This is a genomic window from Burkholderiales bacterium, from assembly GCA_035560005.1.
Classification (GTDB): domain Bacteria; phylum Pseudomonadota; class Gammaproteobacteria; order Burkholderiales; family Eutrophovitaceae; genus DASRFY01.
Window position 1 is genome coordinate 1 of record DATMAN010000081.1, and the last position, 13,721, is coordinate 13,721.

At 66.3% G+C, this 13,721-nt stretch carries 15 protein-coding genes and 2 tRNA genes; 8 read left to right on the forward strand and 9 right to left on the reverse strand.

The annotated features are described in order from the left end of the window. The 4 genes from VNM24_12220 to VNM24_12235 form a co-directional block, all read right to left on the reverse strand. A partial coding sequence (locus VNM24_12220) for a DUF2283 domain-containing protein (GenBank protein HWQ39352.1) occupies positions 1–184 on the reverse strand: 184 nt, incomplete at its 3' end. Further along, positions 181–429, reverse strand: a complete 249-nt coding sequence (locus VNM24_12225; GenBank protein ID HWQ39353.1) for a DUF4258 domain-containing protein — start codon at positions 427–429, stop codon at positions 181–183. The genes VNM24_12220 and VNM24_12225, both read right to left, overlap by 4 nt. Positions 430–436: 7 nt before the next feature. After that, positions 437–3,112 carry a site-specific DNA-methyltransferase gene (locus tag VNM24_12230; GenBank protein ID HWQ39354.1) on the reverse strand — a complete coding sequence of 892 codons (2,676 nt, stop codon included), beginning with the start codon at positions 3,110–3,112 and terminating at the stop codon, positions 437–439. Then, positions 3,112–3,345 carry a ribbon-helix-helix protein, CopG family gene (locus VNM24_12235; GenBank protein ID HWQ39355.1) on the reverse strand — a complete coding sequence of 78 codons (234 nt, stop codon included), beginning with the start codon at positions 3,343–3,345 and terminating at the stop codon, positions 3,112–3,114. The genes VNM24_12230 and VNM24_12235 overlap by 1 nt, the downstream gene beginning before the upstream one ends. 180 nt (positions 3,346–3,525) lie before the next feature. Here VNM24_12235 and VNM24_12240 point away from each other — a divergent pair, with 180 nt between their 5' ends. The 6 genes from VNM24_12240 to VNM24_12265 all read left to right on the forward strand — a co-directional run bounded on the left by VNM24_12240 (position 3,526) and on the right by VNM24_12265 (position 8,118). Continuing rightward, complete coding sequence (locus VNM24_12240) at positions 3,526–3,855, forward strand: hypothetical protein (protein HWQ39356.1); 330 nt, start codon at positions 3,526–3,528, stop codon at positions 3,853–3,855. After that, the gene (locus tag VNM24_12245; GenBank protein ID HWQ39357.1) at positions 3,809–4,690 is read left to right on the forward strand and encodes a hypothetical protein; all 882 of its coding nucleotides are present in this window, start codon (positions 3,809–3,811) and stop codon (positions 4,688–4,690) included. The genes VNM24_12240 and VNM24_12245 overlap by 47 nt, the downstream gene beginning before the upstream one ends. A 116-nt stretch (positions 4,691–4,806) precedes the next feature. Then, positions 4,807–5,004: an AlpA family transcriptional regulator gene (locus VNM24_12250; GenBank protein ID HWQ39358.1), complete on the forward strand. Its 198-nt coding sequence runs from the start codon at positions 4,807–4,809 to the stop codon at positions 5,002–5,004. Positions 5,005–5,014: 10 nt separating this feature from the next. After that, positions 5,015–7,084 (forward strand): AAA family ATPase, encoded by a 2,070-nt coding sequence (locus VNM24_12255; protein ID HWQ39359.1) that lies wholly within the window; start codon positions 5,015–5,017, stop codon positions 7,082–7,084. Next, positions 7,084–7,392, forward strand: a complete 309-nt coding sequence (locus VNM24_12260) for a hypothetical protein (protein ID HWQ39360.1) — start codon at positions 7,084–7,086, stop codon at positions 7,390–7,392. The genes VNM24_12255 and VNM24_12260 overlap by 1 nt, the downstream gene beginning before the upstream one ends. A 105-nt stretch (positions 7,393–7,497) precedes the next feature. After that, positions 7,498–8,118: a hypothetical protein gene (locus VNM24_12265; GenBank protein ID HWQ39361.1), complete on the forward strand. Its 621-nt coding sequence runs from the start codon at positions 7,498–7,500 to the stop codon at positions 8,116–8,118. 98 nt (positions 8,119–8,216) lie between these two features. Here the strand turns inward: VNM24_12265 and VNM24_12270 are convergent. From VNM24_12270 to gltX, 3 genes are all read right to left on the reverse strand, one after another. Next, positions 8,217–8,292, reverse strand: a tRNA-Glu gene (locus tag VNM24_12270). 24 nt (positions 8,293–8,316) lie between these two features. Further along, positions 8,317–8,392 (reverse strand) — tRNA-Ala (locus VNM24_12275). Positions 8,393–8,440: 48 nt separating this feature from the next. After that, complete coding sequence (gene gltX / locus VNM24_12280; GenBank protein HWQ39362.1) at positions 8,441–9,835, reverse strand: glutamate--tRNA ligase; 1,395 nt, start codon at positions 9,833–9,835, stop codon at positions 8,441–8,443. Positions 9,836–9,853: 18 nt separating this feature from the next. Here gltX and VNM24_12285 point away from each other — a divergent pair, with 18 nt between their 5' ends. Next, positions 9,854–11,668 (forward strand): FAD-dependent monooxygenase, encoded by a 1,815-nt coding sequence (locus VNM24_12285; protein ID HWQ39363.1) that lies wholly within the window; start codon positions 9,854–9,856, stop codon positions 11,666–11,668. A 9-nt stretch (positions 11,669–11,677) separates the two neighbouring features. On the opposite strand, the gene VNM24_12290 is transcribed toward VNM24_12285, so the two are convergent. Both VNM24_12290 and VNM24_12295 read right to left on the reverse strand, forming a co-directional pair. Further along, complete coding sequence (locus VNM24_12290; GenBank protein ID HWQ39364.1) at positions 11,678–12,748, reverse strand: rhodanese-like domain-containing protein; 1,071 nt, start codon at positions 12,746–12,748, stop codon at positions 11,678–11,680. Positions 12,749–12,834: 86 nt separating this feature from the next. After that, a complete protein-coding gene (locus VNM24_12295; protein ID HWQ39365.1) occupies positions 12,835–13,287 on the reverse strand; it encodes a hemerythrin domain-containing protein in 453 nt (150 codons plus the stop codon). A gap of 125 nt (positions 13,288–13,412) precedes the next feature. Between VNM24_12295 and VNM24_12300 the strand changes: the two genes are divergently transcribed. Beyond that, a partial coding sequence (locus tag VNM24_12300) for an amidohydrolase (GenBank protein ID HWQ39366.1) occupies positions 13,413–13,721 on the forward strand: 309 nt, incomplete at its 3' end.

Sequence of the window (13,721 nt, forward strand, 5' to 3'; positions counted from 1 at the left end):
ACAGGCGACGAAGATCGGTTTCCGGCGCCCGCTTCGATAGGTACAGCATCTCGATTCCGACGACGCGACCCTGCTCGTCGTAATCCACGATGATCCCCGGCGAGATTTCCTCCGAGCGGCTCGCTTGTGCGTCGCTCAGGGGGAGATACAGCGCATCGGCCTGCCGGTCCACTTTCAGCTTCATGGAGTAGTCCTCCTTCGGTCGAAGAACGCCGTCACGACGACGGGCGGCGTTCTCCTGACGTTAACGATCACACGTAACACACGATGACCGAACTCCGGGATTTGAGCAAGGCGATGCTCCAATTCCGGATCCACCGAGTCGGGCTCGACCGCGTCCGGCGCGGTCAAGGTCCGTTCCATCCAAGCAAGTTCGATCCGGCGCTTAGCGAGCGCATCCCGCGCGTGTTCCGTCAACGTGTAGTCCACCTGGCGCTCACTCGGCGAGTGGAATGACCTTCAGGCTCTCGATGCCGCGATCGTCCACGATCTTGACTGCGATCCGCCTATGTTCGCCCGGCTCGAAGGGCAGCGACACCGTGCCGCGATAGGCTTCGATCAGGTCCTCGTCGATCTCGGCCTTGAGGTTTTTCGCCAGCCGCGCCCAGCCTTCCTTTTCGCCGGCCATCGGGAAGAAGACCTGGCGCGGATAGAGGCTGCGGCCGTCGTAGTCGGTGTCGAGCAGCCAGACGGCGATCTTGTCCTCGCCGCCCGATTCGATCCCGCCGGTCTTGGTGTTGTAGTAGTCGAAGCCATGCACCGACACGCGATACTTGCCCTTGTCCTCGCCCTTGGCAACGCGCTCGATGCGCACGTCCGGCTGACCGATCAGCCAGAACGATTCGTTGCTGGCGCGCTTTTTCTTGAGATCCTCGGTCAGCAAATCCGCGTTCATCTGCGCCTTGAGCAGCGTCACGCCCGGCCAGTTGGTCTCGTCGATGTCGCGCGCGGCTTCCGGGTCGAACTGGAACGCGGCGAAGACGATGAGCTTGGGCTTGGGCACGAGCGTCTGCGCCTCCTCGATCGCCTGCGCGACCTGACGGCTCTCCAGCGGCGCGTGCTCGGGACCGAAAGACACCACGATGCGCTGCGCCGAGTACGCCGCGCCCTTCTCGCGTATCCGGTCCGCGCCGTCGTCGTTCGGCCGTGTCTCACCATCCGCGTGCAGCCAGCGGCAGCCGGGCAGGGGCTCCAGCCGGGCGAAGCGGATGTACTGCCCGGCCTTGCCGCGAATCCCGGCGCGCAGGAGTTCGTCGCGCCATTCGCCCTGGCGCAGGGTTTCGCCGGAGCGGGCGATGGAGGCATCGGCGGCCTGCGGCGCGCCTTCGAGCAGTTCTTCCACCGATTTCACCGCCGGCGCGGGCACCGCCTCCACCGTGAAAGGGCCGGATACGCGCGTCTTCTTGTTGTCCACGAACGGCTGGTCGTAGAGCGTCTCCTGCGGCGCGTGGCGGGCGATCGCCGCATCGATCTGATCGCGCGTCATGCCCTCGCGGATGTCTGGGTTGTTGGCGATGGACTTGAGCGTCACATGCGGCACGGTCTTGTACTTGAAGCCGGAGCCGACGCCCTCTTCGGGGTGCGCCAGTTCGTAATAGTCGAAGACGGCCGTCATGAGCCGCTGGCGGGCCAGGGTGAGCGCCACGCGCGAAGTGTCGCAGGTGATCCAGCGCCGGCCCCATTGCTCGGCGACGTAGGCGGTGGTGCCGCTGCCGCAGGTCGGGTCGAACACCAGGTCGCCAGGGTCAGTGGTCATAAGAAGACAACGCTTCACTACTTCGATTGCAGTCTGGACGGCGTAGATCGCATTCATCTCGCCACGTGTGTCGGTCCAGAGGTTTGTCAGTTCCGTTACCGGATAATCCTCGAAGTACATGATTTGGTAGATCGAGTCGCCAAGCGGGATCAGTCGATCGGCGATAATTACCTTCTTCATTCCGTCCGCGTTGGTCCTCCAACTGGAGCCGGCCTTTGGCCTAAACGTCTGACCATTGAAATCGAACGGGTACACGCAAGATGGCGTCAACCCTGCAGCCGTAAGCTTAGTCGGGGCAAATAGCCGCCAGCCTTCGGGAAGATGATCGATGCGATCCATCTCCTCTCCCGTGAGTCGCCGCCGCTCGCCTCCTGGCAACTCGACCCATGCGTAGCCACTCACCCCTTCGCGACCAAGACGCTTCGTTGCTAATAGCTTGCGGAACTTGGCCCTTCCCTCCACCCGCGAGTACCACAGCAGGTAATCAGACACTGCTCCCAAGCCCGCTGAGCCAAGGGGATTCGTCTTCTTGAAGGTAATGAGGCTAACAAAACAACCAGAACCGAAAACTTCATCTATCAACTCCCGCACGTGATGAACATTCTCATCGCTGATCTGCACAAAGATGCTGCCGCTCTCGGTCAGGAGTTCCCGCGCCAGCAGCAGCCGGTCGCGCAGGTAGGTGAGGTAAGAGTGGATGCCCAGCTCCCAGGTGTCGCGGAAGGCTTTGATCTGCTCCGGCTCGGCGGTCAGGTCCTCGTCCTTTCCGTCCTTCACGTCGCGCTTGTTGACGAAGGGCTGGAAGTTGGAGCCGTACTTGATGCCGTAGGGCGGGTCGATGTAGATCATCTGCACCTTGCCCGCCATGCCCTCTTTTTCCAGTAGCGAGTTGATCACCAGCAGCGAGTCGCCCGCGATCAGGCGGTTCGACCAGCCGTGCTTGTGCTGGTAGAACTCGATGGCGTTCCGCAGGGGTTCCTTGCGCTCCTCCTCGAACAGCGACCCCTGCACCGGCTGGCCATTGCCGTTCTTTTTCCTGACCGCCTCTATGATGGTGCGCGGGTCGATGCGCTCGTGGACGTGCAGGGACACGGTGGGCACTTCGAATGAGGTGTGCTCGGCCTTGCCGGCCCAGACGAGCTGCGGGTCGAGGTGCGGGTCGTAGGCGTAGGTCTTTTTCTTCTGCCCGGCGTCGGGATCGGTGTCCGGCGTGACCAGCCCGACGGGCGGATTGTTGAGCCGCTCGGCGCCCTTGTGCTCGTAGGTTTCGATCGGGCGCTTGCCGTTGGCCTTCGCGCGGGTTGCGCGCGGCGCGGCGGGCTTCCTGCCACGCGCGGCTTTCTTCTTCATCGCCATCAGGCCCTCCTCCCCTTCTTCGTCGCGGATTCATGCGCCGGCGGCTGACGGTCCTCGGCGAACAGTGCGCCCTGCTCGGGGATCACGATGCCGTTGCGGCCGCACCAGTCCCGGATCAGCACCTCCACCATGTTGGCGATGGAACGGTGCTCGCGCTCGGCGGCGGCGCGCAGCGCCTCCTTCAGCGCCGGTTCGATGCGGAAGGTGAGCGTGCTGGTCTTGCCGGTGGCCATGAGTGCCCTCGTTGCAGCGGTTGTACTGCGAAGTTACTGCAATATACAGTATCATCCCGTAACGTCCAATGGCGCGCCCCCTTTTACGGCAAGGAGGGACAGCATGGCCCGGCGCTACTCGACGCGGGACTTCTTCCGGCAGATGCCGAATGCGCTGCTCGCGGCGTGGCCGGAGGCGGCATGAGTGGCTTCAATTCGCTTACGGCGGCGCTAGAGGGCTGGTTCGACAAGCTGCTCCGCGACTTCCCAAAGGACTTGCAGAAACGCATTGAGCGGGATTTCTTTCCGATGCCCTGGGATAACCTCTCGCCGGCCCAGCGGCGTAGCGTGGCGCAACGGTGGGACTACCAGTCCGACCCCGCCACCGAGCAGGATCGGCAATTTTGGTGCGATTTATTTGTGCGCAAGGATGCCATCGAAAAACAGATTGCGGAATGGAAAGCGGTTGCTACGCCAACAGCCAGTGATCTCGCGCAGCCAGAAGCCGGTCTCGCCAAGTTGCGGCGGTAAGTCGCCGTCATGGAACGAAAGAAACAAGATGCGCGGGGCGGATTATCTGAATCCTCGGAGCAGGAGGCCAGATTCAGCGCCCGCCTCGGGCAAGGCTGATTACATTCCCTATCCGAAAGCACTCAGGCTGCTTTCTGATCGGCTGAACGCCACACCGGAGGAAATCGCCGCCTGGGTCTGGATGGGGCCTAACGAAGGCGGCCTCGCTGCCTACCTGAATGCCAACGAGTTGGAACCCCCGCCGAGATTCTATTTCGATCATTACATGGGCGAAGATTACCTCGCGCCCCTGATGGCTTGCTGGTTTCTGGCGGATGATGTTTCCAAGTTCCAGCCTACCGATCGTTTCATCACCGGGAAGGCATTGATTGAACGCTGGAGCAAACAGCCAGGCATTCAGCCTGAAGCCTTTATCCGAGCAAAGCTAGCCGAATCACGGCTCCTGGATATCCACCCCACCTTTGGCGGAACGCGGGGAAGTTTATCTGACGACGAATCATTTCCGCCGCTCGAAACTGGATTGTTTGCGCTCTCTCATGTGGAGGAGATCGAGGCGGCAGATTTTGTGACAGCTCAAGGTGACGGCAGCATCAAGGAAAAAGCAACTTCCTCCGAGATTGGCTCACCTGAATGGCGAAGTCAAAACGCCCGGAAGGCAGCAAACACGAGGCACGATCAACCCGGTGGCAGCCGCGACAAGCAGCGACGAATACGTGAGATATGGGCAACCGGGAAATATTCGTCCCGTGATCGCTGCGCGGAAGAAGAATGCGCGGCGCTGGGAATGTCCTATTCCGCTGCCCGTAGAGCCCTGCGAAACACTCCCGACCCGTGACCGCTTAGCCGCTGCTACGCAGAGGCTAACCGCTGCCCTGCACCGCGTATTCGCAGCAGCAAGTAGTGCGATAACAATCCGTAACCATGTTCAGCACACGCCTAAGGAGGCGCAACATGGTTACGAGAATCCTCAGACTTCCGACAGTCAAAGCCCGCACGGGCCTTTCCCGAAGCACGATCTATCTTCGCGTTTCCGACGGAACGTTCCCCAAGCCAGTCAGCCTAGGCGGGCGCGCCGTGGGCTGGGTGGAAGCGGAGATCCAGCAATGGCTAGAACAGCAGATTGAAGCCAGCCGCAAAGCTGCGGCGTGAGGGTGCGGCAATGCACGAAGCCATCGACCAATTCCGCGCCGCGATCCATAGCGCCGGACTGAATCCGCCGGACCGGATCGAAGCGGACGGTAAGCTCCGACGATTCGCCACCAACGGAAGACGCGGCGATGATTCCGGCTGGTACGTGCTCCATGGCGACGGTATTCCGGCGGGGGCATTCGGCGACTGGCGCACCGGATTGTCGGAGACTTGGCGCGCTGACATCGGGCGCGCGCTGACCCCGGCAGAGCGAGCCGTGCAGCAAGCGCGCATCGAGCAGGCGCGGCGCGAGGCGGAGGAGCAGCGCGAGCGCGACGCGCGCGAGGCGGCAGCGCGCGCAGCGGCGATCTGGCGCGCAGCGCAGCCTGCACCTCACAAGCACCCATACCTTCGCGCGCGCGGTATCCGCACGAACGGCGCGCGCCTCTACCGGGGCGATCTCACCATCGGCGGAATGTCGTGCGACGGTGCGCTGATCGTCGCACTGCGTGACGCCGAGGACGAAATCCAGACCCTGGAGTTCATCGCCGCCGGCGGCGAAAAGCGGTTCCTCGCCGGCGGCCGCACCGCTGGCGCATACGCTGCGCTCGGCGCACCGGGCGATGAGATCGTGATATGCGAGGGTTGGGCGACCGGCGCAGCGATCCACGAGGCGACTGGTCATGCCGTGCGCTGCGCCATGAGCGCCGGCAACCTGCGCGCGGTCGCCGAGGCGATGCGCGCACGCGCACCGCGCGCGCGGATCATCATCGCCGGCGACCATGACGCCTCGGGCACCGGCCAACGCGCGGCCGAGGATGCGGCCCGGGCGGTGGGCGGATATGTCGCGATCCCCGAGCGCCCTGGCGCCGACTGGTGCGACGTGTACCGCGATGACGGCGCCGAGGCGGTGCGGCGCGGCATCGAGGCGGCGGGCGAGCCGGCACCCTCGACCACATCTGCGGCGGACAGTGAGCACGGCGTGCTCACGCGCTGCGCTGCTGACATCACGGCTCGCCCGGTGCGGTGGCTATGGCCCGGGCGGATCGCCCGCGGCAAGGTGACGCTGCTCGCCGGCAACCCGGGGCTGGGCAAGTCGCAGATATGCGCGAGTCTCTCCGCCATCGTCTCGACGGGCGGACTGTGGCCGGTGGACCGCGCCCGGTGCGAGCGCGGATCGGTGCTGATCGTCTCCGCCGAGGATGACCCCGAAGACACGATCCGCCCGCGCCTGGATGCCGCCGGAGCCGATCTGCGGCGGGTGCATATCCTCGACGCGGTGGCCGAGCGGGCGCCCGATGGCACGATCCGCCGGCGCGGTCTGGTGCTCACGCGGGACATCGAGCGCCTCGACCGGGCACTCGCAGAGCTGGGGGATGTCGCGCTGGTGGTGGTGGACCCTATCACCGCATACATGGGCGACATTGACACCCACCGCACTGCCGACGTGCGGGCGGCGCTGGCACGGCTGGTCGATCTCGCCGCCCGTCGGGGAGCGGCTATCGTTGCGGTATCTCACCTGCGCAAGTCTGTAGCTGGCGACGCGATGATGCAGGTGACCGGCAGTCTGGCATTCGTCGCCGCGGCCCGGGCCGCGTACATCGTGGCGCGCGACCCGGTGGACGATACCCGGCGACTCCTGGTGCAGGCGAAGAACAACCTGGGCGATGACCGCACCGGCTACGCCTACCGCATCGAGCCAACGACTGTCGGCGGGATTACCACGTCCAGGATCGTCTGGGCGCCTGAGCGCGTTACGCTCACGGCCGACGAGGCGCTGGCGCCGGCCCAAGCGGCCGAGGAACGGTCGGCGGTCGAAGATGCGACCGAGTTCCTGCGCGATCTGCTCGCTGATCGACCGCTATCGTCGCGGCAGGTACGCGCGGAGGCCGAAGGGGCAGGCCATTCGTGGGCGGCCGTGCGTCGCGCACAGAAACGACTCGGCGTCAAGGTGACCAAGGCCGGTATGCGTGACGGCTGGGAATGGCGGCTACCGCCGAAGGTGCTCACCCCGCCCGAAGACGCTCAAGGAAAAATGTTGAACACGTTCGGCGAAGTTGAGCATCTTCGTCGGCCTCCGGGCGAGGCGGAGGCATTCTGATGGACGCGCCCGACCTTCTGAATCTATTGGTGGACCTGGGCTTCCGCATCTGGGTGGAGAGCGACCGGCTTATGATCGCACCCCGCGATCGGCTGACGGACGAGCTACGGAGCCTGATCCGCGCTCACCGAGGAGAGATCCTTGCCGCCCTCGGTGCGCCCGCGATGATCCCGCCCGACCGCGCCGAGGCCCTGCGTGAAGCCTACGAGGAACGCGCAGCGATCATGGAATACGACGGCAGCCTGACCCGCGGCGATGCCGAGCGGGGTGCCTGGGCGCTCGTGTCGAAACGCCATCGGCTGCATTGAGAGAGAGGAACATGGGCCGAAAGAGTCAGCAAAATTGCCGTCGCATCGGCAACATTGCGGCCCTCGCAAGAGCGTTAATTCGCCAAATGATTACGGGAAAATCCAGTGGGTGGCCCCGGTAGCGGCAACCGCTGTTACTACGGCGCGAAGTCCACCACCGACGACTACCGCAGGCTTGACGTGCGGCGTTGCGCGCGCGAGGGAATGCTCAGGCCCGGCTATTGGGGCGGCTGGCAGTGGATCCGCAACGGCGAAGTGGTGGTGGCGTCAATCCAGATGCGCGCGGAAGCGGACCGCGTGATTCTCATGTACCGGCATCGCAGCGGTGGCGGGGAATGGAAGGACGAGGAGTATCCCGTGCGCATCGTGCGAACGCCGTGCAACCTTGGCGGATCGCGTCCGTGGTTCATCTGTCCCGCGGTCGGCTGCGGAAGGCGCGTGGCGATCCTCTACGGCGGCGGTATCTTCGCCTGCCGGCACTGCTACCGGCTCGCCTACGCAAGCACTCGCGAGGACGCAGGCGACCGCGCGATGCAGCGCGCAGACCGCATCAGGGCGCGCCTTGGATGGAGGGCCGGTATCCTCAACGGCCACGGCGACAAGCCGAAATGGATGCGCTGGCGGACGTTCTACCGACTGATCGAGGAACACGATCGGCTGGTTAACCGCTCCATGCACGCGATTGCGCTCAAATTCGGCTTTCTCGACCGCGCGCTACCGGAGTAACGACCGGATTCCGACGCGTTTCCGCCCCGGCATATTTGGTAAACGTTTGGTAAGCACGCGACAGCTGCCGGAAATGCAGAATAACTGTCTGAAATTACTGGCGTCCCCACGGGGATTCGAACCCCGGTTACCGCCGTGAAAGGGCGATGTCCTAGGCCTCTAGACGATGGGGACTTGAAGGCGAGCTTCAGGTCTTGGTGGTGGAGGTAACCGGGATCGAACCGGTGACCTCTTGCATGCCATGCAAGCGCTCTCCCAGCTGAGCTATACCCCCACGCAAGGCCGCGAATTATAACGAAATCCGCGCGTCCGGGCGACCGCTTCAGTCGGTCGCGAGATGGTGCGCCAGGCGCGCGAGCACGACTTCGCGCCCGAGCAGCTCCAGCACGGCGTCAAGCGACGGCGTCTGGGTGCGGCCGGTGACCAGAAGCCGCACCGGCATCGCGAGTTCCGGCATCGTCAGGCCGGTCGCCTTGAGCACCGACGAGATCGCCGCGCCGATGGACTTTCTGTCCCACGGCGTTTGCGCAAGGCGCGCTTGCAGCATCTTGAGGGCCGGACGCGTCTTCTCGCTCACCATCTCGGCCACGCCCGCCGCCGAAGGCGCGACGTACCGGTAAAAAAACCGCGCCTCGTCGGCGAGCTGCACCAGCGTCGCCGCCCGGCTCTTCACCAGCGCCACCACGCGTTCCAGCGGCGGGCCGCCGGAGAGTTCCTCGCCGAGAAACGGCGCGACGAGCGCGGCGAGCCGTGCATCGTCGGTGCGCCGGATGTACTGCTGGTTGATCCAGAGCGCCTTTTCCGGGTTGAACTGCGCCGGCGAGCGGCTGACGTGCGCGAGGTCGAACCAGGCGACGAACTGCTCGATGCCGAAGATCTCGTCGTCGCCGTGCGACCAGCCCAGGCGCGCAAGAGCATTGACGAGCGCCTCCGGGAGGTAACCTTCCTCGCGGTACTGCGTCACGCTCACCGCGCCGTGGCGCTTGGAAAGCCGCTCGCCGTCGGCGCCGAGGATCATCGGCACGTGGGCGAACTCCGGCAGTCTTGCGCCGAGGGCGCGGAAGATGTGGATCTGGCGCGGGGTGTTGTTCACGTGGTCGTCGCCGCGGATGACGTGGGTGATGTCCATGTCGAGGTCGTCCACGACCACGCCGAAGTTGTAGGTCGGAATGCCGTCGGCCCGCAGCAGCACGAGGTCGTCCAGCTCCGCGTTCGGGAACTCGATCGGCCCCTTGACGAGGTCATTCCAGCCGACCGTGCCCTCCTCCGGCGTGCGAAAGCGGATCACCGGCGGCCGGTCGGCGGGCGGCGCGAGCCCGAGCGCCCTCGCGCGCTCCGGGCGCCAGCGGCCATCGTAGCGCGGCTTGAGTCCCTTCTCGGCCTGCTCCCTGCGCAGCGCCTCCAGCTCCTCCTTCGTCATCCAGCAGCGGTAGGCGTGCCCGGCGGCGATCAGGTTCTCGGCGACCTCGCGATAGCGCGCAAGACGCTGCATCTGGAAGAACGGGCCTTCGTCCCATGTGATGCCGAGCCATTGCAGGCTCTCCAGAATCGCCGCCACCGACTGCTGCGTCGAGCGCTCGGTATCGGTGTCTTCGATGCGCAGGATGAATTTTCCGCCGTGGCGGCGCGCGTACGCCCACGAAAAGAGCGCGGTGCGCGCGCCGCCGATGTGCAGATAGCCCGTCGGGCTCGGAGCAAAGCGGGTGCGAACGGTCATCGGTGCTAGGATTTTCGCATGCGCCGAGCGGATCAGCCGCACGCGATGCCGGGCTACCGGCTGCCCGAATACGAGTACCGCACGCCGCCCGAACTTGCGCGCGGCGCGGCGGGCGAATATCCGGTGATCGTCGTCGGCGCGGGGCTCGCCGGGCTGACGGCGGCGCTCGAACTCGGCAGCCGCGGCGTGCACACGGTGCTCCTCGACGAGGACAACACCGTCGGCGCGCAGGGGCTTTCCTCGCGCGGCATCTGTTACGCGAAGCGCTCGCTGGAAATCCTCGACCGCTTCGGCGTCGCCGAGCGCATCCGCGCCAAGGGCGTCACCTGGAACGAGGGCGAGGTTTACCGCGGCGGCAAGCTCCTGTATCGCTTCAACCTGCAGCCGGAGAAGGACCAGAAATTCCCGGCCTTCGTGAACCTGCAGCAGTTCTACGTCGAGCAGTACATGGTCGAGGCGCTCGAGCGCATGCCCGGCGTGGACCTGCGCTGGAGGAACCGGGTCACCGACGTGCGTCAGGACGCGCGCGGGGTCGAAGTCGCCGTGCGCACGCCCGAAGGCCATTACCGGGCGCGCGCGCGGTACCTGCTTGCCTGCGACGGCGCGCACGGCGTGGTGCGCAGAAAACTTCGCGCGCGCGATGCGGTGCACGCACTGATGGAAGACTACTGGTGCATCGCCGACGTGCGCTTTGCGCGGCGCGAACCGGCGGTGAGGAAGGCCTACCTCGACGATCCGGCGAACGCGGGCGGCGCGATCTGGTATCACCAGATGGCCGACGGGGTCTGGCGCACCGACTGGCAGATCTCGCAGTACGCGGACCCGGAGGCCGAGGCGGCGCCGGAGCGCGCAAAGCGGCGGCTGCGAAAGCTCCTCGGACCGCAGACGAAGTTCGAGATCGTCTGGGTCGGCCCCTGGCGTTTTCGCAAACGGTATCTGGAGACGCTCGTGCACGGCCGGGTGTTCTTCATGGGCGATGCCGCCGCACAGCACTCGCCGTTCGGCGCGCGCGGCGGCAACCGCGCGATCCAGGACGCGAACAATCTCGGCTGGAAGCTGGCGCTCGTGCTCGCGGGTCGAGCCCATCCGGACCTGCTCCTCACCTACGAGCACGAGCGGCACCGCGCCGCGCGCGAGGCGGTCGAGATCGCGACGCGCAGTGCGTGCTTCATCGGTCCGGAGAACCCCGAGCAGCGGCTGTTCCGCGACGCGATGCTGGACCTTGCGCAGGCCGATCCGGCGATGCGCGCGCTCGTCAATGTCGGCCGGCTTTCGACCGCCTGCGACTACTACGATTCGCCGCTCAATCTGGAACCGGACGCCATCGCCGCGCCGCTTGCCGCAGCGGGCTCCGCCGCGCCCGACGGGCGGCTCGGCGCGGGCTACCTCGCGGACCGGGTGGGCGGCGATTTCGTGACGCTTTTCTTCGGCGAGGGTCCGCAGGCGATCGCGCGCGCCGGCAACGAGGCTCTCTGGGAACGCTATGGCGTGCCGCCGGACGGCGCGACCTACGTCGTACGGCCCGACGGTCACGTGCTCGCGCGCTGTCGCGGCGTGGATGCGAAGTTTGCCGAGAAGGCGATCGCGCGGGTGCTCGACTACCGCGCGTCGCACGAGGAGCCGTCTGCCCGGCCGGCGTCGGAAACGATCCACGACCGCGACCGGCTCTTCGAAGCCTTCGAAGCGTTTCTGGCCGGCGTGCCCCGTCCCGAGCGAGAACGGGCGCTTGCGCGCCTTGCGGTCGCGCTCGCCAGCGGCCTTGCGCCCGCCGAAGCGCAGGCCGCGATCCGCACCGCCCGCCTCGCCAGAAAACAGGGTCAGACCCGGGTCTGACCCTGTTTTTCAGTCGTGGGCGCCTTCGGCGCGGTAGCCCAGCGCGCGCCAGCGCAGCATGCCGCCGGCGAGGTTCGCCGCTCGGGTGATGCCGTGCTTGCGCAGCAGCACGGTCGCCTGCGCCGAGCGCGCGCCGGAACGGCACACGGTCACCACCGGTTTTTCGCCGGCCAGCTCCTTCGCGCGCTGCTCAAGCACGCCGAGCGGGATCAGCGTCGCGCCGGGAATGTGGCCGAGCGGTCCGTTGAACTCGGCAGGTTCGCGCACGTCCACCACCTGCACCCGGTCGAGATTCTCTTCCAGCCAGTCCGGCCGCACTTCCCAGATGCCGGCAAAGGTGAACACGAGCGGCGCCCAGTCCGGCTCGTCGTCCAACACCGCCTCCTTTTGCGGCCGTCCGCAGCGCAGGTTGGCCGGCACCGCGACCTCCATCTGCTTCGGATGCGGCAGCCCGAGATGGGTCATGTAGCCGACGAAGTCGTCCTCGCCCACCGCCTCGCCGAGGCGCGGGTTGAAACGCTTCTCCTCGGCGATGCTGGAGCAGGTGAGGCCCCGGTAGTCGTGCGCGGGATAGACGAGACAGGTGCCCGGCAGCGCGAACAGACGCTCGCGCACCGAGCGATAGAGCGTACGCGCATCGCCGCTCTGGAAGTCGGTGCGGCCGCAACCGCGGATGAGAAGCGCGTCCCCGGTGAACACCATCGCCTCGTTGTCGAGCACGTAGGACAGGCAGCCGGCGGTGTGGCCCGGCGTCTCCAGGGCAACGAGATAGCGCCGGCCGAATGCGATCCGCTCGCCGTGCGCGAGCATCCGCTCGGCACCCGCAGCGCCGGTCTTCGCCCCGAGCGCGATCTTCGAGCCCAAGCGCCGCCTGAGCAGCCACGCGCCGGTGACGTGGTCGGCGTGCACATGCGTCTCCAGGGTCCACACGAGCCTGGCGCCCAGCTCCGCGATCAGCGCCGCATCGCGCCGCGCCTGCTCGAACACCGGGTCAATGAGCACCGCCTCGAGCGTGGCGGAGTCGGCAAGAAGGTACGTGTAGGTCGAGGACTGCGGGTCGAACAACTGCCGGAAAATCACGGCGGAAACTCTACCCCTCTTTTCGGCCGCCGCGCAGGGGGGGCGAACGCCGGCGCGAAAGCGCGCACGCGCCCTTCCTCGCCGGCCTAGCCCTGAGCGCGCAGCCGCACCAGGTACTCGCCCGCCACGATCGCCGCCGGGTACAGCACCGCCTCTTCCCGATGCGCATGCAGGATCAGATCCTCGGCAAAGGCCACATAGTCGCCCTTGTCCTCCGCGGCCGCGACGCGCGCAAGCTCGCGCAGCGCCTCGGAAATCCGGCGGTGCTCGGCGGTCATCCGGCCGATTTCGTCGCGCAGCGCCTGCACCATCCGCGCGGCCTCGCCGGCCGGTGTCTGCGCTTCGCCGCGCGCAAGTTCCGGGAGCAGCGCAAGCAGCGGCTGCACGAACTTCTCCTCGCGCAGGAAATGCGCGTCCGCGAGCGCCGCGACCTTCGCCGCCGCCGGGCCGATCGGCCCGTCTTCGCGCATGGCGCGCTTGAGCGTGGCGCGCAGCGACTCGTGCTCGGCCTTGAGCAGTTGCTGGGTATCCCCGGACATGGCGTTTCCTTGAGCAGTGCGACGGCCCATTGTCGGCACAGGTCCTGGCGATCCTTTGATCCGGGTCAAAACTCCCGCTGGCGGAACGCCGCGGCGGCGGCGACAATCGCTCCGACGAGGACGCGATGAAACTGGACATCTTCAACCACATCTTTCCAAAGCGGTTCTACGAGCGCATGCTCGACGTCGCTCCGGGCGGCAAGGACATGCACAAGCGGGTGCGCGGCATCCCGTGCCTGGTGGACCTGGACGAGCGCTTCCGCATCATGGACCGCTTCGGCGCCGACTACGCGCAGGTGCTCTCGCTCGCCTCGCCGCCGATCGAGGAGCTGGGCTCGCCGCCGGTCTCGACCGAGATGGCGCGGATCGCGAACGACGGCATGGCAGAGCTGGTGGCGAAATATCCGCGGCGCTTTCCGGCCTTCGTCGCCTCG